The sequence below is a fragment of the Thermoclostridium stercorarium subsp. stercorarium DSM 8532 genome (assembly GCF_000331995.1).
In the GTDB taxonomy this organism is placed as follows: domain Bacteria; phylum Bacillota; class Clostridia; order DSM-8532; family DSM-8532; genus Thermoclostridium; species Thermoclostridium stercorarium.
In genome coordinates this window covers 1,580,551-1,596,792 of the sequence record NC_020134.1, presented here as the reverse complement: position 1 = coordinate 1,596,792, position 16,242 = coordinate 1,580,551, and the positions used below count along the sequence as shown (strand labels likewise).

At 40.5% G+C, this 16,242-nt stretch carries 13 protein-coding genes; 12 read left to right on the top strand and 1 reads right to left on the bottom strand.

The features are described 5' to 3' along the window. Window positions 1-120: 120 nt before the first annotated feature. Complete coding sequence (locus CST_RS06950) at window positions 121-972, top strand: tyrosine recombinase (protein WP_015359145.1); 852 nt, start codon at window positions 121-123, stop codon at window positions 970-972. Window positions 973-1,030: 58 nt separating this feature from the next. Here the strand turns inward: CST_RS06950 and CST_RS06945 are convergent, their stop codons facing one another. After that, window positions 1,031-1,501, bottom strand: a complete 471-nt coding sequence (locus tag CST_RS06945) for a hypothetical protein (protein ID WP_015359144.1) — start codon at window positions 1,499-1,501, stop codon at window positions 1,031-1,033. A gap of 259 nt (window positions 1,502-1,760) precedes the next feature. On the opposite strand from CST_RS06945, the gene CST_RS06940 reads away from it, so the two are divergent. The 11 genes from CST_RS06940 (at window position 1,761) to CST_RS06890 (ending at window position 16,144) form a co-directional block, all read left to right on the top strand. After that, a complete protein-coding gene (locus CST_RS06940) occupies window positions 1,761-2,963 on the top strand; it encodes an AGE family epimerase/isomerase (RefSeq protein WP_015359143.1) in 1,203 nt (400 codons plus the stop codon). 95 nt (window positions 2,964-3,058) lie between these two features. Then, a complete protein-coding gene (locus CST_RS06935; protein WP_015359142.1) occupies window positions 3,059-5,620 on the top strand; it encodes an FtsK/SpoIIIE family DNA translocase in 2,562 nt (853 codons plus the stop codon). A 45-nt stretch (window positions 5,621-5,665) separates the two neighbouring features. Continuing rightward, on the top strand, window positions 5,666-7,441 hold the full coding sequence (locus tag CST_RS06930) for a tetratricopeptide repeat protein (protein WP_015359141.1): 1,776 nt from the start codon (window positions 5,666-5,668) through the stop codon (window positions 7,439-7,441). 173 nt (window positions 7,442-7,614) lie between these two features. After that, on the top strand, window positions 7,615-7,926 hold the full coding sequence (locus CST_RS06925) for a hypothetical protein (protein WP_015359139.1): 312 nt from the start codon (window positions 7,615-7,617) through the stop codon (window positions 7,924-7,926). Window positions 7,927-8,137: 211 nt separating this feature from the next. After that, window positions 8,138-8,989 (top strand): bifunctional methylenetetrahydrofolate dehydrogenase/methenyltetrahydrofolate cyclohydrolase FolD, encoded by an 852-nt coding sequence (folD, locus tag CST_RS06920; protein WP_015359138.1) that lies wholly within the window; start codon window positions 8,138-8,140, stop codon window positions 8,987-8,989. 241 nt (window positions 8,990-9,230) lie between these two features. After that, entirely contained in the window at window positions 9,231-10,814 is a 1,584-nt protein-coding gene (gene rny, locus CST_RS06915) for a ribonuclease Y (RefSeq protein WP_041746657.1), read from the top strand. Window positions 10,815-10,895: 81 nt separating this feature from the next. Continuing rightward, the gene (locus CST_RS06910) at window positions 10,896-11,678 is read left to right on the top strand and encodes a TIGR00282 family metallophosphoesterase (RefSeq protein ID WP_015359136.1); all 783 of its coding nucleotides are present in this window, start codon (window positions 10,896-10,898) and stop codon (window positions 11,676-11,678) included. Window positions 11,679-11,741: 63 nt separating this feature from the next. Next, on the top strand, window positions 11,742-13,469 hold the full coding sequence (locus tag CST_RS06905; RefSeq protein WP_015359135.1) for a phospho-sugar mutase: 1,728 nt from the start codon (window positions 11,742-11,744) through the stop codon (window positions 13,467-13,469). A 69-nt stretch (window positions 13,470-13,538) separates the two neighbouring features. Continuing rightward, window positions 13,539-13,934, top strand: coding sequence for a hypothetical protein (locus tag CST_RS06900; RefSeq protein ID WP_015359134.1), 396 nt, complete (start codon window positions 13,539-13,541; stop codon window positions 13,932-13,934). Between the two features lie 165 nt (window positions 13,935-14,099). Beyond that, window positions 14,100-15,164 carry an HD-GYP domain-containing protein gene (locus CST_RS06895; RefSeq protein ID WP_015359133.1) on the top strand — a complete coding sequence of 355 codons (1,065 nt, stop codon included), beginning with the start codon at window positions 14,100-14,102 and terminating at the stop codon, window positions 15,162-15,164. A 17-nt stretch (window positions 15,165-15,181) separates the two neighbouring features. Then, entirely contained in the window at window positions 15,182-16,144 is a 963-nt protein-coding gene (locus CST_RS06890) for a 3'-5' exoribonuclease YhaM family protein (protein WP_015359132.1), read from the top strand. Window positions 16,145-16,242: the final 98 nt, after the last annotated feature.

Here is a 16,242-nt window from a genome sequence, read left to right as displayed (position 1 = left end):
CCTATGCCCGTTTGAAACTTTTTTACAATTAATGGGTCGTTAGGTCTTGACTAAATTTTTGGTGCCAGGTTATGCTTGTACTGGAAAAGCAAGTAAAGATAGTTTAGGGGTGATAAATAAATGGAGAATCTGGTAAAAGCGTTTATTCAGTATCTGCGGGATGAAAAGAAGCTTTCACCGAATACACTGATGTCATACCAAAGGGATATTGAGCAATACATTATGTTTTTACAGGAAATGAATGTTCAGAATATCCAGCAAAGCACGAAGACAACAATTGCAAATTACATGAAATATCAGAACAGTCAGGGAAGAGCGTTAACCACGATTTCAAGAAGCCTTGCGTCAATCCGTGCGTTTTACAGGTTTCTGATATCCCATGATTTCATACAGGGAAATCCTACAATAGGTGTTGAATCTCCGAAAGTTGAGAAAAAAATTCCTCAAATACTTTCGGTTGAAGAAGTGGAGATCCTGTTGAATCAGCCAAAAAAGATGGGATTTAAGGGTATACGCGACAGAGCAATGCTTGAGCTGCTGTATGCCACGGGAATACGGGTCTCGGAACTTATTTCGCTGGATTTGTCCGATCTGGATTTACAGCAATGCACGTTAAGGTGCAGGAATAGCAATAGAGAACGTGTAATACCGGTATCAAAAAAATGTATCGATGTTGTTAGGGAGTACATTGAAAATGTAAGGCCCTTTATGCTGAAAGATAAAAGCGAACAGGCACTGTTTGTCAACACAAACGGAAAAAGGCTCACAAGGCAGGGATTTTGGAAAATAGTAAAATATTATACATCAAAGGCCAATATAAACAAAGACATCACTCCCCATACGCTGAGGCATTCATTTGCGGCCCATCTGCTGCAGAAAGGCCGCAATCTCAAAGATATTCAGATGATACTCGGCCATTCTGACATATCGTCAACACAGGTCTACCTTCAGATCGTCAGCGGAAACGGATAATAATTATATGTGAGGGATCCGCTGCTGACGGATCCCCAAGGAGATGATAGAGATATTTTTAATTTTTCACCGGGCATTTGTGATGCTTTTTGAAGCCGGGCGGTTTTCCCGTTCCGTCCCATTGTTTTACCTTGTTTTCATAATCCTTCAGAAGTTCTTCGGCTTTTTCCCGGGTAATTATTCCTTTTTTAACCAGTTTTTCCGTGAAACTTTTGAAATTTTCAATCAGCATTTCCTTTTTCTTTTCCAGGGGTAATTTGTTAAACTCCTCAATCTGTTTTATTCTTTCATCAATTGATTTTATTTTTTTCTCTGCTTCCTCTCTTGTGATTTTTCCTTCATCAAGAAGTTTTTTTATTTTTTCCTTCTTGGCCCGGAGTTCTGTTACCGGATCCTGTTCTTTCTTAATATTTTCAGATTGGTAGCCGGAAGCCGGTTCGGGTTGCCCGGTCAAATCCGGTAAGCCTGATAAAGCACCGGATGAAAGAAATACTGCCATCAAAAATACAGAGATTGCTTTGTGAATCAATTTATCATCTCCTTTCTTTATCTATTATTTCTGAAGCTTCTGTTTTTTATATGCCGATTAATTATATCAATTTATGTTATTTCATATTGTTTTATTTAAAATGGTGTTATAAAATTAGTAATATATAGAAATATTGCCTGGAATGCGGATTTGAGGAAACAAATTTTATGCAGATCCAAACTTTTGCCAGGCGGCGGATTTAAAAAAGGTTAAAATAGCTTTTTAATCTGATTGTTCAGAAATTCCGGGAGTGATTAACGTGAAGGAAGCGTTGTTGAAGTTGAGGGAGCAGATAGCCAATGAACTGGAGAATGACATCCTGCCGTTCTGGGTAGCCTTGGCTGATAAAGCCCATGGCGGTTTTTACGGGAATGTAACAAATGATTTAAAGATCGACAGGATGGCCGAAAAGGGATGCGTTCTTAATTCGAGAATACTTTGGACATTTTCAAAGGCTTTTGAAATGTATGGAAAAAAAGAATACAGGGAAGCTGCCGAACACGCATATTCATTTTTAAAAAGAGCTTTTTGGGATTATGGTAACTCAGGTCTTTACTGGATGGTTGATTTCTGCGGAAATCCGATTAACAAAAGAAAACATATTTATAACATCGCTTTCGGAATTTACGCTTTAAGTGAATATCACAAGGTTTTCAACGATCCTGACAGCCTGAACATGGCAATAACATTGTATAATCTTGTGGAAAAATACAGTTACGAACCGGAGTACGGCGGTTATATAGATGCTTTTACCGAAGACTGGAAACCGGTTGCCGACATGAGGTTGAGTCCGGCCGATCTTAATGCACCAAAAACCATGAATACTCATCTTCATTTGCTTGAGGCTTATGCAAATCTGTACCGAGTGTGGAAAAACAGTGAACTTAAAAAGAAACTTAATGACTTAATAACATTGTTTATTGAAAAAATAATAGATCCCAAAACATTTCATTTAAAACTGTTCTTTACAGAAAAATGGGAATCAATGTCCGATATTGTATCATACGGTCACGATATTGAATGCAGCTGGTTATTGTGTGAAGCAGCGGATGTGGCCGCAGATAGTGAACTGCGGGTAATGGCAAGAAATATAGCTGTAAGTATAGCGGATAAAGTTATTGAGGAAGGTTATGACAAGGTATTCGGTGGCTTATACGATCACGCAGATTCCACAGGCAAGAGTTTCCGGAAGGAATGGTGGCCGCAGGCCGAAATGATTGTCGGAATGATGAATGCCCTTGAAATTACGGGCAATGATCGGTATATAACACCTCTTACAAAGACATGGGAGTTTATTTACATGAACATTATTGACCACCGCTATGGTGAATGGTTCCACACTGTAGAAAGAAACGGAAGAACGGTTGAAAATATTCCCAAGGTGGAGCAATGGAAATGTCCGTATCATAACGCCAGGGCATGCATGGAATTTATCCAGCGCTGTGACAGAATGTTAAAATGAACGAAAATACTTCCGGTACGGCTTATTTGCAGTTTCCCGGTTAAATATGGTATATTAATAATACGACATAAGATATTTGATTTGGAGGGAACAGCTTGCCGGAAAGAGTACAAAGGAAAAAAACGGCTGCAAAATCAGCCGGAGCTAAAAAAAATGTAAAAAAAAGAAATACTAAAGGGAAAACAGGTAAAGTAAAAAAAGTGAGAAGCCGTAATGAAATTTCCGGTGTTTTTACGATAGCATTCGGTATATTGTTTGCATTGAGTATATACCATAAAAATCTGACAGGACTGTTCGGAGAAATAATTCAGCATGTGTCCACCGGAATGTTTGGTTTTATAGCCTATCTTTTGCCGCCGTTTGTAATAATTTATGGGATTTTACTGATTTTTTACCCTTATAACCGGCAAATCAGGAGAAAGCTGCACCTGATTTTTTTGTTACTGGTGGTGATAGGCGCAATTTTCACGGCTGGTAACTTTAATAAATCCGAATATGTGAATATGACGTTTTTTCAGTACCTGAAACATTTTTACAAAATGGGAAGGAATGTTTCAAAAATCCCGTATACACTGAACGGCGGAGTTGTCGGCGGCCTTATCAGCGTGCCTCTGTGCCTCGTTTTTCAGAAAACGGGAACCATAGTTTTGCTTGGTGCGTTCAGCATTGTTGTAGCCATGCTGATAACAGAAATCTCATTGAAGAAGATGGCTTCGGACACGGCTGATAAGGTCAGAAGAATAAGGGAAAACAGGGCTGACATGGTTGAGTTCATTGACGAAGAGGATGAGGATGAACCGATATTCATAAAAGAACTGGATGAGCCTGTAAATGTTAAAATGAGAAAGAAAGACTCCGAAACAGCTAAGATTATAGACTTTCCTCTTATAAGAAACAAATCCGGAAAGAAATCTGACGGAAACGCCGATAACCAGGCTCATGAAATATCCGTTAAGGATGAAGATGACGTTTCGGTTAACGAAATCCCCATCCAGGTAAAGGACAAAAAGACAGAAACAGTGCAGGATATACCTGCAATGGCTGATAATGAAAAACCGCAGGCAGCGGTATTAGAAATTCCCGTGCAGATGAAAGATGAAAAAGCGGGAACGGTGCGGGAAATACCTTTGGAAATGAAAGAAGAAAAAAGTAAACAAGAAAGTGAAAATGAAAACGTGAGCGGAAAAGAGCAGGAAAAAATACCTGTGCAGAGCGCGGAATACCGTTTTCCGCCGTTTTCATGCCTGAATGCTCCCGAAGACGGAGGAATGAACACAAAAAAATTGAAGCAGAATGCTCTTGAAAATGCCAAAAAGCTTGAGGATACACTTACAAGTTTTGGCATCGGCGCTCAGATTGTAAATATAGCAGTCGGGCCTGCATTTACAAGATTTGAAGTGCAACCCAGTCCTGGAGTTAAGGTAAGCAGAATTGTAAATTTAACCGATGATATAGCCCTCAGCCTTGCGGCACAGGGAATACGTATTGAAGCACCAATTCCCGGAAAGTCGGCAGTCGGAATAGAGGTGCCAAATCCGGAAGTTGCACCGATAATGCTTCGTGAAGTAATTGAAACACCGGAGTTTGTGAAATTTAAATCCAAGCTTGCCGTAGGTTTGGGAAAAGATATTTCCGGAGAAAATGTAATTATTGATTTGGCCAAAATGCCACACCTGCTTATTGCGGGTGCCACCGGTTCGGGTAAAAGTGTGTGTATAAACACTATTATAATCAGTTTGCTTTATAAGGCTACGCCCGACGAAGTGAAATTGCTGATGATAGACCCGAAGGTAGTTGAGCTTGGGGTTTATAACGGCATTCCTCATTTGCTTATACCGGTGGTAACCGATCCTTCTAAGGCAGCGGGAGCGCTTCAGTGGGCGGTACAGGAAATGATGACGCGTTACAAGCTTTTTGCCGACAAGGGAGTGCGCGATCTTAACGGCTATAACAGGGCAATTGAAGAAGAAGGGGAAGGTTTTAAACTGCCGCAGATAGTTATAATAATTGATGAGCTGGCAGACCTGATGATGGTTGCTCCACATGACGTGGAGGATTCAATTTGCCGTTTGGCGCAAATGGCCCGTGCGGCAGGAATGCATCTGGTAATCGCCACTCAGCGTCCGTCGGTAAATGTAATAACCGGTGTTATTAAGGCGAATATTCCGTCGAGGATAGCTTTTGCAGTTTCTTCACAGGTGGATTCAAGAACCATCCTGGACATGAGCGGAGCTGAAAAGCTGCTTGGAAAAGGTGACATGCTTTATTACCCTGTAGGTATGCCGAAACCCATCCGTGTTAAGGGTTGCTTTATTTCGGACAAGGAAATTGAAAGGGTTGTTGAATTTGTTAAGAATCAGTTCCCTGCCGAATACGACGAGGATATTATAGATCAAATTACCAAAAAGAACGACGATACCGATAATCCCGAACTTGATGCTGATGAACTGTTGCCTCAGGCGATAGAACTGGTTGTTGAGTGCGGGCAGGCGTCTGTTTCCCTTATACAGCGGAGATTCAGAGTGGGCTATGCCCGCGCGGGAAGAATTATAGATCAAATGGCTGAAAGAGGTATTATCAGCGGTTTTGAAGGCAGTAAGCCAAGGAGGGTTTTAATTACAAAAGAACAGTGGGAAGAGATGAAGATGAATATGTGAACCTGGGGTGTTGCTAATTTACATAATTAATCCGGAGGAAACGAAATGAATATATCGTTAGTTTTTGTCGCATTTGTTGTTTCTTTTTTAACAATCTATATGATGCACCGGTTTGTTAAAAGGCCGGGAGTGTTTTTGGTTTTCGTTTTGATTATCCAGTTCCTTTCAGCCACTGTTGTCATATTCTCATTGTTGGAAGACGTTTTTACCATTCCGGAAGTGGAACTGGCGGTTATTGTCGGCGGTGTTTTGCTACCGTCTTTAATTGTGGTTTATGATCATGCAATAATGATTCGCAAAATAAGGAAAACGGGGATTGATATCCGTTTAATTGAGTCCAGAAAGAAAAATAATACGCAGCAGCTTGATTATTTGTATTTTCTGGAAAACGCCGAACTCTACGGAAACGAGATTGAAGCCCCTGTGGTTTTTAAGTCCCTTGAAATAAGTGACGGGAAACTTTCAAAAAATATAAAGAAGCAGCTTTTAACCGCTGGCAGGCTAATAAAATTTCATAAATTAGAGGCTGCAGCTTCGCAATATCGGCTGCTTTTTTCGATTTTCCCGGACTCTGTGTATATTGCATATAATTTGGGTTATCTTTATTGCCTGACCGGCAAATACCGTCAGGCGTGCAAAACCTTGCGGAAGGCCATGTTTCTTGTAAAGAATAATGCACGGGCGAAAAATAACAACAGCACAACGGTACCATATGACAGACTGGAAGCATTGATTGACTTCAATCTGGGCTATGCCTTTTATCGCCTGGGCAAATTTGAATTTGCAATAAAATATTTTGAAAAGGTTCTGGATATTGCCCCCGATCTGACCGCGGCCTATAAAAATATAGCACGGGCTTATCTGGCGTTGGGACTTGAAGACAGCGCCGTAACATACCTTGAAAAAGGAAGGGCCGATGCCGGAGACACGCTGTTACGCACTGTTTTGGGGATTATCTACTATAAAAAGGGCGAAACCGGCAAGGCTTATGAAGTTTTGGACGAGGTGGTGGTAAATGAGGCAAGGCGTCTGGAAGCATTAAAATATAAAGGCAAGGCTGCGTTAAAGGAAAAAATGTTTGAAAAAGCCGAAGGATGTTTTAAAAAACTAATCGAGTTTGAACCGGAAGAGCCGCTGAATTATTACCACCTTGCCTTGGCGCAGCGCGAGCTGAAACGCAATCATGATGCATTGAGAACATATCAGAAGGGAATATCAGTAAGTCCGAATAACAGCATGCTGTTATATAATGCCGCAACCCTGCTTGATGAAATGGGCGACAAAGAAAGAGCAATACATTACCTTTACCGAGCCCTTGAAGGAGACGAACAAAGCGAAGATGTATATAATTACCTTGGGGTATTGCTTGGACGGATGGGGAGATATGCTGAAGCCGTTCAGGTATTTGACAAAGGTATAAAATTATATGAAAAATCATACAGGCTTTATTTTAACCGTGGAGTCGTACTGGAATTGTCAAGAAGGTTTGAGGATGCTGAGTATTCTTTTGAAAAAGCTTATGAACTCAATAAACGTGATCAGGAACTGATATACCATTATGCAGCAGTTCTAATTAAACTACGCAGGTTTGATAAGGCACTGAAAATATACAAAGCTTCGCTTTCAAGTTTTCCGGATGACGTTGAGCTATATTACGGTCTTTCAACAGTATATGCCCATATGGGAGAGAAAGATCTGGCGGTGGATTTACTCAGAAAAGTTTTGGAAGCCGATCCTTCATATAAAACAAGGATTTTAAATGACAGCAGCTTCAAAGTATTATCCCGGCATGAGGACTTTAAATCCCTGACTGCGTCGTAATGGTGGAGCCGTATTGTATGCGGTTATTCCGGAAATGGCGTTTTTCATGCATGGAAGCAAAAATTTCATTGCACTGCCTTCCTTAAACGACCGGTGGAAACGTATAAACGTTTCACAATGGCGTAATGTTGTAAAAGAGAATAAATAAACAGTAAATGGATTGGAGGCCGATTATGATTAAAATTTATGGGATGGACACCTGCCCTGATTGCGCTTATATTAAGGAACAGATTGAAAATAACCCGAATTTCGAATATATGGACATTGGATCCCATGTTCGGGTTTTAAAAGAATTTCTGAAAATCAGGGATAATTCGGAAATTTTCCTGCACGTTAAAGAAAACGGACAGATTGGTATTCCGTGTTTTGTTCTGGAAGACGGAAGGATCACTTTGGATGCCAAAGAGGCAGGCCTGAAAAACCGTCCGGATGAAAATCCGGCTTTTTGTTCGCTTGGTGCTAATTCAGAAGGAAAAAGATGCTGAGAACTAATTTAGTGACATGGTTTTTGCAATGGTTTTTGCAAGTGTACATTTGCTTTTCGATACCGGTATAAATATTCCGTATGCTGTAACGGCTGCTTCATGCCGCATTAAGTCCTTAAATGGATATTTTTAAACGGTGCAACCGGTTGACAAATTATGTGAAAGGCCATAAAATCATTTTGAAAAAATTTATAAAAGAGGAGATAAAAAAATGGGTGCAATCATTTTAAACGGAAAAGAAATTTCGCAGGAGATTAGGAAGGACCTAAAGGCAAAAGTGGATGAATTAAAACAAAATGGTTTGCATCCCGGTCTTGCAGTAGTTCTTGTTGGAAATGATCCTGCCTCGCGTATTTATGTGAATAATAAGAAAAAAGCTTGTGAAGAAATAGGGATACGTTCTTTTGAATATATACTTCCTGAAAAAACAACTGAAGAAGAATTAATTCAGCTGGTGGAAACTTTGAACAAGGATAATTCGGTACACGGGATCCTTGTACAGTTACCTCTTCCGAAGCATATTGACGCTGAAAATGTACTTCTTAGAATTTCCCCTGACAAAGATGTGGATTCTTTCCATCCTTTTAACATGGGCAGGGTTATGATAGGCGATTACTACTTCCTTCCGTGCACTCCGGCGGGAATTATGGAATTGCTGATCCGGTCCGGAATTAATCTTGTAGGAAAAGAATGTGTGGTAGTAGGTCGAAGCAATATCGTAGGCAAGCCTATAGCAATGCTGTTACTGCACAGTAATGCCACAGTTACGATATGCCATTCCAAAACCAGAAATCTGAAAGAAATCTGCAGACGGGCCGATGTTTTGGTTGTTGCGGTAGGTAAACCCAAGTTCATTAATGCCGATTACGTCAAAGACGGCGCAGTTGTTATTGATGTTGGAATAAACAGACTTGAAGACGGCAAAATCTGCGGGGATGTGGATTTTGACAGTGTTTCGGAAAAAGCTTCATATATAACACCTGTTCCCGGCGGAGTCGGGCCTATGACGATTACAATGCTTCTTAAAAATACAATCATGTCTGCTGAGCTTTCAAGACAATAAATTTATGCATTCTTACCAAATTCATTTGCTGTTTCTTGACACTTTTTTTAAATAAGTTTAAAATACTTATAATGGTATGGGCATTTTTACGCTCATACCAGTTATACTAATGCTTTTTTGTATTAACCGAAAAAGGTAATCCACGAAAGAAAAGAAGTATACTTGCATATTTCCTGATAACGGCGAAATATATTTTAAAAGAAATCGCGTTATTACGGGAGATAAAAATTTGCAAGGTACTATGGACAAGGAGGTGAGGGAGATCGATTATGTTTCATTATTGATAGGTCTGGGGATTGGCATTGTAATTGCAGTAATCAGTTCACTTATTATGTTCCGTAAAGGAATTGAGCATAGAAAACGTATTGCAGAGGCGGAAATAGGCAGCGCAGAACTGGAAAGCCAGCGAATTATAAGTGAAGCTGAAAAGATGGCCGAAAGAAAGAAAAGAGAAGCACTTTTCGAGGCCAAGGAAGAGATCCATAAAAGCAGGGTTGAGTTCGAAAAAGAAGTAAAAGAGCGAAGAATGGAGATCCAACGCTTAGAGCGCAGACTCCAGCAGAAGGAAGAAACCCTTGAAAAGAAAATGGATTCTCTTGAGAAAAAAGAAGAGGGCTTAAACAGGCAGATTAAGGAAATCGAGCAAAGGCAGCAGGAAATAGAGAACCTGTACCAGCAGCAGCTTGAAAAACTTGAAAGTATTTCAGGATTGTCGGTAGAAGAAGCAAAGGAATATCTTCTGAATAAGGTAGAAGATGAAGTAAAACATGACGCTGCAATACTTGTAAAGGAAGTTTACGAAAAAGCCAAGGAAGAAGCCAACCGGAAAGCAAAGGAGGTTCTGGCAACCGCCATTCAGAAATGTGCGGTGGATCATACTTCGGAAATTACTGTTTCGGTTGTGTCCCTTCCAAATGATGAGATGAAGGGAAGGATTATCGGGCGAGAAGGAAGAAATATACGTACGCTTGAAACTCTTACAGGGATTGACCTGATTATCGATGATACACCTGAAGCGGTGATATTGTCGGGTTTTGATCCCATTCGCAGGGAGATTGCAAGGATTGCCCTTGAAAAATTAATCCTGGATGGCAGAATTCATCCTGCCCGTATTGAAGAGATGGTGGAAAAAGCCAGGAAAGAAGTTGAGAACACCATCCGTGAAGAGGGTGACCGTGCTACTTTTGAAACAGGTGTTTACGGGTTACATCCTGAACTTGTCAAATTACTTGGTAAGCTCAGTTTCAGAACCAGTTACGGGCAAAATGTGCTGAACCATTCGATAGAAGTGGCTCATCTTGCAGGTCTGCTGGCGGCAGAGTTGGGCGAAGACGTCGCTCTTGCTAAACGGGCAGGATTGTTACATGATATAGGGAAAGCCGTTGACCATGAAATGGAAGGCTCTCATGTGTCGATAGGCGCGGAACTGTGCAGGAAATATCATGAGAGCGAAGTTGTGATTGATGCCATATTGTCTCATCATGGTGATGAAGAGCCAAAGTCAATTATTGCGGTATTGGTTCAGGCAGCCGATTCAATTTCAGCCTCCCGTCCCGGTGCAAGGAGGGAGACTCTTGAATCTTATATCAAAAGGCTGCAGAAGCTTGAAGAAATTGCCAACTCCTTTGACGGAGTTGAGAAGTCATTTGCCATCCAGGCCGGACGTGAAATACGTATTATGGTTAAGCCCGAAGATGTATCTGATGAAGATATGATCCTTATTGCCAGAGAAATTGTAAAACGCATTGAAAGTGAACTTGATTATCCCGGACAGATTAAAGTGCATGTTATAAGAGAAACGCGTGCGGTTGAGTATGCGAAGTAATTGAACTGATCAAAATGAAAATTTTATTCGGATGCAAGAAGCGTATTTTACGCTTCTTGCATTTTGAGAGGAAGAATTTTTTTGAAACTGTTATTTATCGGAGATATTTTTGCAAAAGCCGGCAGGCGGGTACTGGAAAATCATCTGGAAAAGCTTAAAAGCATCTATAAATGGGACGTATGTATAGCAAATGCTGAAAACGCTGCCGGCGGCAAGGGGATTAATTACAATACTGCTCAGGAAATATTCAAATGCGGTGTTGACACAATAACTCTTGGAAATCATACATGGGCAAGAAGAGAAGTACTGAATTTTATTGACAGCTGTGAAAAAATAGTCAGACCTTCCAATTATTCAAGGGGTTTGCCTGGAAAAGGGAGAATAATTATAGAAAAAAACGGTGTTAAGATCGGAGTTATAAATTTAATCGGACGGGTTTATATGGATTCTTTTGCAGAATGCCCGTTTCAGACTGCGGATCGCGATATATCGGTTTTGAGACAGCAATGTAAAGTCATCATTGTTGATTTTCATGCAGAAGCGACAAGTGAAAAACTGGCTTTGGCATATTATCTTGACGGCCGTGTCAGTGCTGTGGTAGGAACTCATACTCATGTCCAGACGGCAGATGAAAAAATTTTGGAAAACAAAACGGCGTATATCTCAGATGTGGGGATGACTGGGCCGGCGGACGGTGTAATAGGGGTGGACAGGAATCAGGTCATAAGGAAATTCATCACAGGACTTCCGGTATATTTTGAACCGGCCGGCGGTAGAACGTGTCTTAACGCCGTATTGATAGACATTGATGAACAAACGGGGCATGCACGTGATATATTAAGGATTTCGGAAATATACGATTAGAATTAAAAATATACGTTAACATATCGGGAATAATTTCAATATAGTAGTATGGGAGTGATTAACTTGAGTTATATTGAAAGGTACAATAATTGGGTAAACAGTCCGTATTTCGATGAAGAAACAAAAGCCGAATTATTGTCCATTTCCGATAATGAAAAGGAAATCGAGGAAAGATTCTACCGTGACCTTGAATTTGGAACCGGAGGTTTAAGGGGGATTATAGGCGCAGGTACCAACCGTATGAATCGTTATGTGGTAAGAAGGGCATCCCAGGGGCTGGCCAATTTTCTGCTTAAGGTAAGCAGATATCCTTCGGTTGTAATTGCCTACGATTCAAGGTTTAAGTCCCGTGAATTTGCCGAAGAAAGTGCCCGGGTGTTTGCAAAGAACGGAATAAAAACTTTCCTGTTTGATGAGTTAAGACCGACACCTGAGTTGTCATTTGCTGTTAGATATTTGAAATGCGATGCCGGTGTGGTAATAACCGCAAGCCATAATCCAAAGGAATATAACGGATATAAGGTTTATGGCAAGGACGGAGGTCAAATTCCGCCTGACATTGCCAATGCGGTATTGGAGGAAATAAATGCTATAACCGACATTACTTCTGTGGAAGTAATGGATTTTAACGAGGCGGTGAAAAAAGGCTTAATTGAAATAATCGGAAAGGACGTCGATGATGCGTATATCGGCGTCTTAAAGTCATTGTCGGTTAACAGGCTTCCTTCGGAGATTCTTGACAAATGCAGTATAATTTACACACCGCTGCATGGTTCGGGAAATAAACCTGTAAGGCGGATATTAAAGGAAACCGGCTTTAACAATGTGTATGTGGTACCTGAGCAGGAAAACCCCGATCCTAATTTCAGTACGGTGAAATATCCAAACCCGGAAGAAAAGTCGGCTTTCGAACTGGCAATCAAAATGGCAAAGGAAAAGGATGTGGAGTTGATTATAGGTACGGATCCTGACTGTGACAGGGTTGGAATCGTAGTCAGGGATAAAAAAGGAGAATACATTACTTTAACGGGTAACCAGACAGGATGCCTTTTAATGGAATATATCCTGGCCGGCCTTACAGAACAGGGCAGAATGCCTGAAAAACCTTTTGCGGTAAAAACCATTGTTTCAACCGAACTGGCAAGGAAGATAGCCAGCGCTTATAATGTAAAACTTTACGAAGTTTTAACGGGGTTCAAGTTTATAGGTGAGCAAATTCTTTTAAGGGATGAGAACGGCGATGAGAATTTCGTTTTTGGCTTTGAAGAAAGTTACGGATATCTGACAGGTACCTTTGTGCGCGACAAGGACGCGGTAGTTGCGTCAATGCTCATTGCCGAAATGTTTGCATGGTATAAGTCTAAAGGATTAACCCTGTATGATGCACTGATTAACCTTTACGAGAAATACGGCTATGCAAAGGAAACACTGGACTCTTTTACCTTGACCGGAAAAGAAGGACTGGAAAAGATACAGAATGCAATGTCGGTTTTACGCAGTGAAAAGACTGTAAGATTCGGAGATACCGTCATTAAAGCAATACGCGACTATAAAACCGGTATTAGAACAGATATAAAGACAGGGAAGGAAGAAACTCTTACACTACCCAAGTCCAATGTGCTGTATTATGAAACAGAAGAAGATTTCTGGTTCTGTATAAGACCTTCGGGAACAGAACCGAAAATTAAAATTTATTACGGTGTTTCGGGCAATACCGACGATGCGTCTGAAAAAGCTCTTAAGCGTCTGAGAGAAGACGTTCTGTCGAAAATAAAGCCATTGTTGGAATAGAATGGCACTAAGCTGCATAATTAGTTTTTTTCCTCCAGGGAAATAATAAGTTCCGAAAGGAGGGAAAGCATGAGCGAGGAACAGAGAAGTGCGGAAAAGGCCATTGACGGTAAGGAAGAACTGAAAATGGCCAATGAAAGAAGGATTGAAGAGCTGTTAAATATTAATAACCGTTACGTGCGGACAGAAAGACATCTGGAACAGCATGCTGACATAGCCGATCCTGAAAACGTAAGACACAGCGAAAAAGTTCAGCAGGAAAGGCTTAAGCAGATGGAAAACCTGAAAAATATCATAGTATATGGCAAACATGAGCAGGAAGATCAAGTTGAGAATCTGAAAAAAAGAATTGAATATACAGACGGTTATTTAAGAAACAATGCGGATAAAATGGACGAGGAAACTTTGGAAAATACTCTGGAAAAACAGGAACATCGCAGGGAACAGCTTGATTTTCTAAGTTAAAATTATGGACTGTCTCATGGTTTGGCCTGAGACAGTCCTAATTTTTTATGAAAAAGTAAATAATTTTATATTTCCTTCTGTATTTGCTAAATTCAGACAGATTTTAACCCGATATTTAATTATGGGTTTATTTTTACCTGGTGTGAGTTGGGAGGGCAACCGTAGGTGCGCAGGGTCAGCCTGGATAAAATACAATCCGGGGCAATACTTGCAAAGACTATCGTGACATTGGAAGGTAAAGTATTACTCGCTTCCGGAGTGGAAATTACTGAAGAATTCAAAAAGAGGCTTTTAGCCAACGGTATAACCGAAGTTTACATTGAGGACGAAATATCGAAGGACATACAAATTCATGGCGTGGTGCATGAAGATATTGTTACCGAAGCTAAACGCCGGGTTAAGCTGATGATGACCAACCCTTCCTTGAAAACCAGTATTGATGGTTATCAGATTATGCAGATTGTTGATAAAATAATATCCGATATCCTTTCAAACAGGGATATCGTTGCGACTCTTTCAGACATAAGGTCTGTTGATGATTATACTTTTTCCCACAGCGTTAATGTTTGCATTCTTTCGCTGATTATCGGAATCGGTTTTGGTTATGGTAGTGATAAACTGCGGGAATTGGGCGTTGGTTCTATTCTTCACGATATAGGGAAAATGATGATCCCTCAGGAAATTCTTAAAAAACCCGTTCAACTGACCAATGATGAGTTTGAGGAAATAAAAAAGCATACCATTTACGGACATGAGCTTTTGAAAAAAATCAGGGGCATTTCAATGATGGCGTCCTACATAATTCTTGGACACCATGAACGCATGGACGGAAGCGGGTATCCTTATCATCTGAAAGGTGAAAACATACATAAAGCGGCGCGTATCGTTGCAGTTGCCGATGTATACGATGCCCTTACAACCGACAGGGTTTACAGAAAAAAACTCATGCCTCATGAAGTAATTGATTACATAACCTCTCTCGGCTCGCAGCATTTTGATCAGGATGTGGTGGATGTTTTCATCAGGTACATTGCATATTATCCTGTCGGCACAGGTGTGATTTTGAACACCGGGGAAAGAGGTATAGTGAAAAAATATAACAAAAAGTATCCGACACGGCCTGTTGTGAGGGTAGTAACGGACGCTTCAGGGAAAATGCTTCAGAAACAGAAGGAAGTGGATTTGACCAGTGAGCTGCAATATCGTATAGTAGATATATGGGATATATGAAATAAAAGGAGTCCGAAATGAGGTTTGTTGGAGTAGCAATAAAAGATTTGAAGCTGGGAGAGACAATTAACGGGATATACATACTTCGTAAGAAGGAACTTAAAGAGGCATCAAACAAAAAACCGTTTATTGATGTGGTTTTTTCTGACAATACCGGTGAAATTCCGGCAAAGATCTGGGATGCCGGCGAAGATGTTTATAATAAACTGCAACTGAACATGCTTTATTATGTCAATGCAAAAGTTGACTGTTTCAAAGACATGATGCAGCTTACAATAAATAAAATGCGTATAGCTGATCCCGAGGACCAGAAAGAGATAGACAAGTTCGTGCCCTCGGCACCAATTCCCGCCGGCGATATGCTGAATGAAATATATGAGTATGCATACAGAATTACAAACGAAGAGATTCGAAAACTGGTATTGAAACTTTTGAAAGACAAGGAAGAAAAACTTGTTTATTATCCGGCTGCAAAATCATTGCATCATTCAATCCGCAGCGGGCTTTTGTATCATATTCTCAGAATGCTTCGCCTGTCGGAAAAATTGAAGGAAATATACGAGGAAATAAACCTTGACTTACTGTATGCAGGTGTTTTAATTCATGACCTTGCCAAAATAGGAGAACTGGAAGCCAATGAATTGGGAATTTCGGAATATTCTAAGGAAGGTCAGCTTCTGGGCCATATAGTAATGGGAATTTGCGAAATAGAACGGGCCGGAAATGAACTGGGCATTTCTCCCGAAGTGATGTTGCTCCTGAAGCATATGGTTTTAAGCCATCACTATGAAGCCGAGTATGGAAGTCCGAAAAGACCGATGTTCCTTGAAGCGGAGTTGCTGCATTTCATTGATATGATAGATGCGAGGGTTTATGATTATGTAAATAATCTGAAAAACGTTGAGGAAGGCGGTTTTTCCGATCCTGTATGGTCTCTTGACAGAAGAAGATTGTATAAACCACAATTGCACAAAGAATAATTCCCGGTTATCATGAATAATACGAAAGGTGCATTCCGTAAACGAAAAATACAGGCGGGTACTTTAGTTTTGTCGGAAGAAGATGCTAAAGTATCCGC

Coding starts and splice junctions, on each gene's coding strand:
- CST_RS06950 (WP_015359145.1), top strand. CDS start 121: ATGGAGAATCTGGTAAAAGCGTTTATTCAGTATCTGCGGGATGAAAAG.
- CST_RS06930 (WP_015359141.1), top strand. CDS start 5,666: ATGAATATATCGTTAGTTTTTGTCGCATTTGTTGTTTCTTTTTTAACA.
- CST_RS06925 (WP_015359139.1), top strand. CDS start 7,615: ATGATTAAAATTTATGGGATGGACACCTGCCCTGATTGCGCTTATATT.
- folD (WP_015359138.1), top strand. CDS start 8,138: ATGGGTGCAATCATTTTAAACGGAAAAGAAATTTCGCAGGAGATTAGG.
- rny (WP_041746657.1), top strand. CDS start 9,231: ATGGACAAGGAGGTGAGGGAGATCGATTATGTTTCATTATTGATAGGT.
- CST_RS06900 (WP_015359134.1), top strand. CDS start 13,539: ATGAGCGAGGAACAGAGAAGTGCGGAAAAGGCCATTGACGGTAAGGAA.
- CST_RS06890 (WP_015359132.1), top strand. CDS start 15,182: ATGAGGTTTGTTGGAGTAGCAATAAAAGATTTGAAGCTGGGAGAGACA.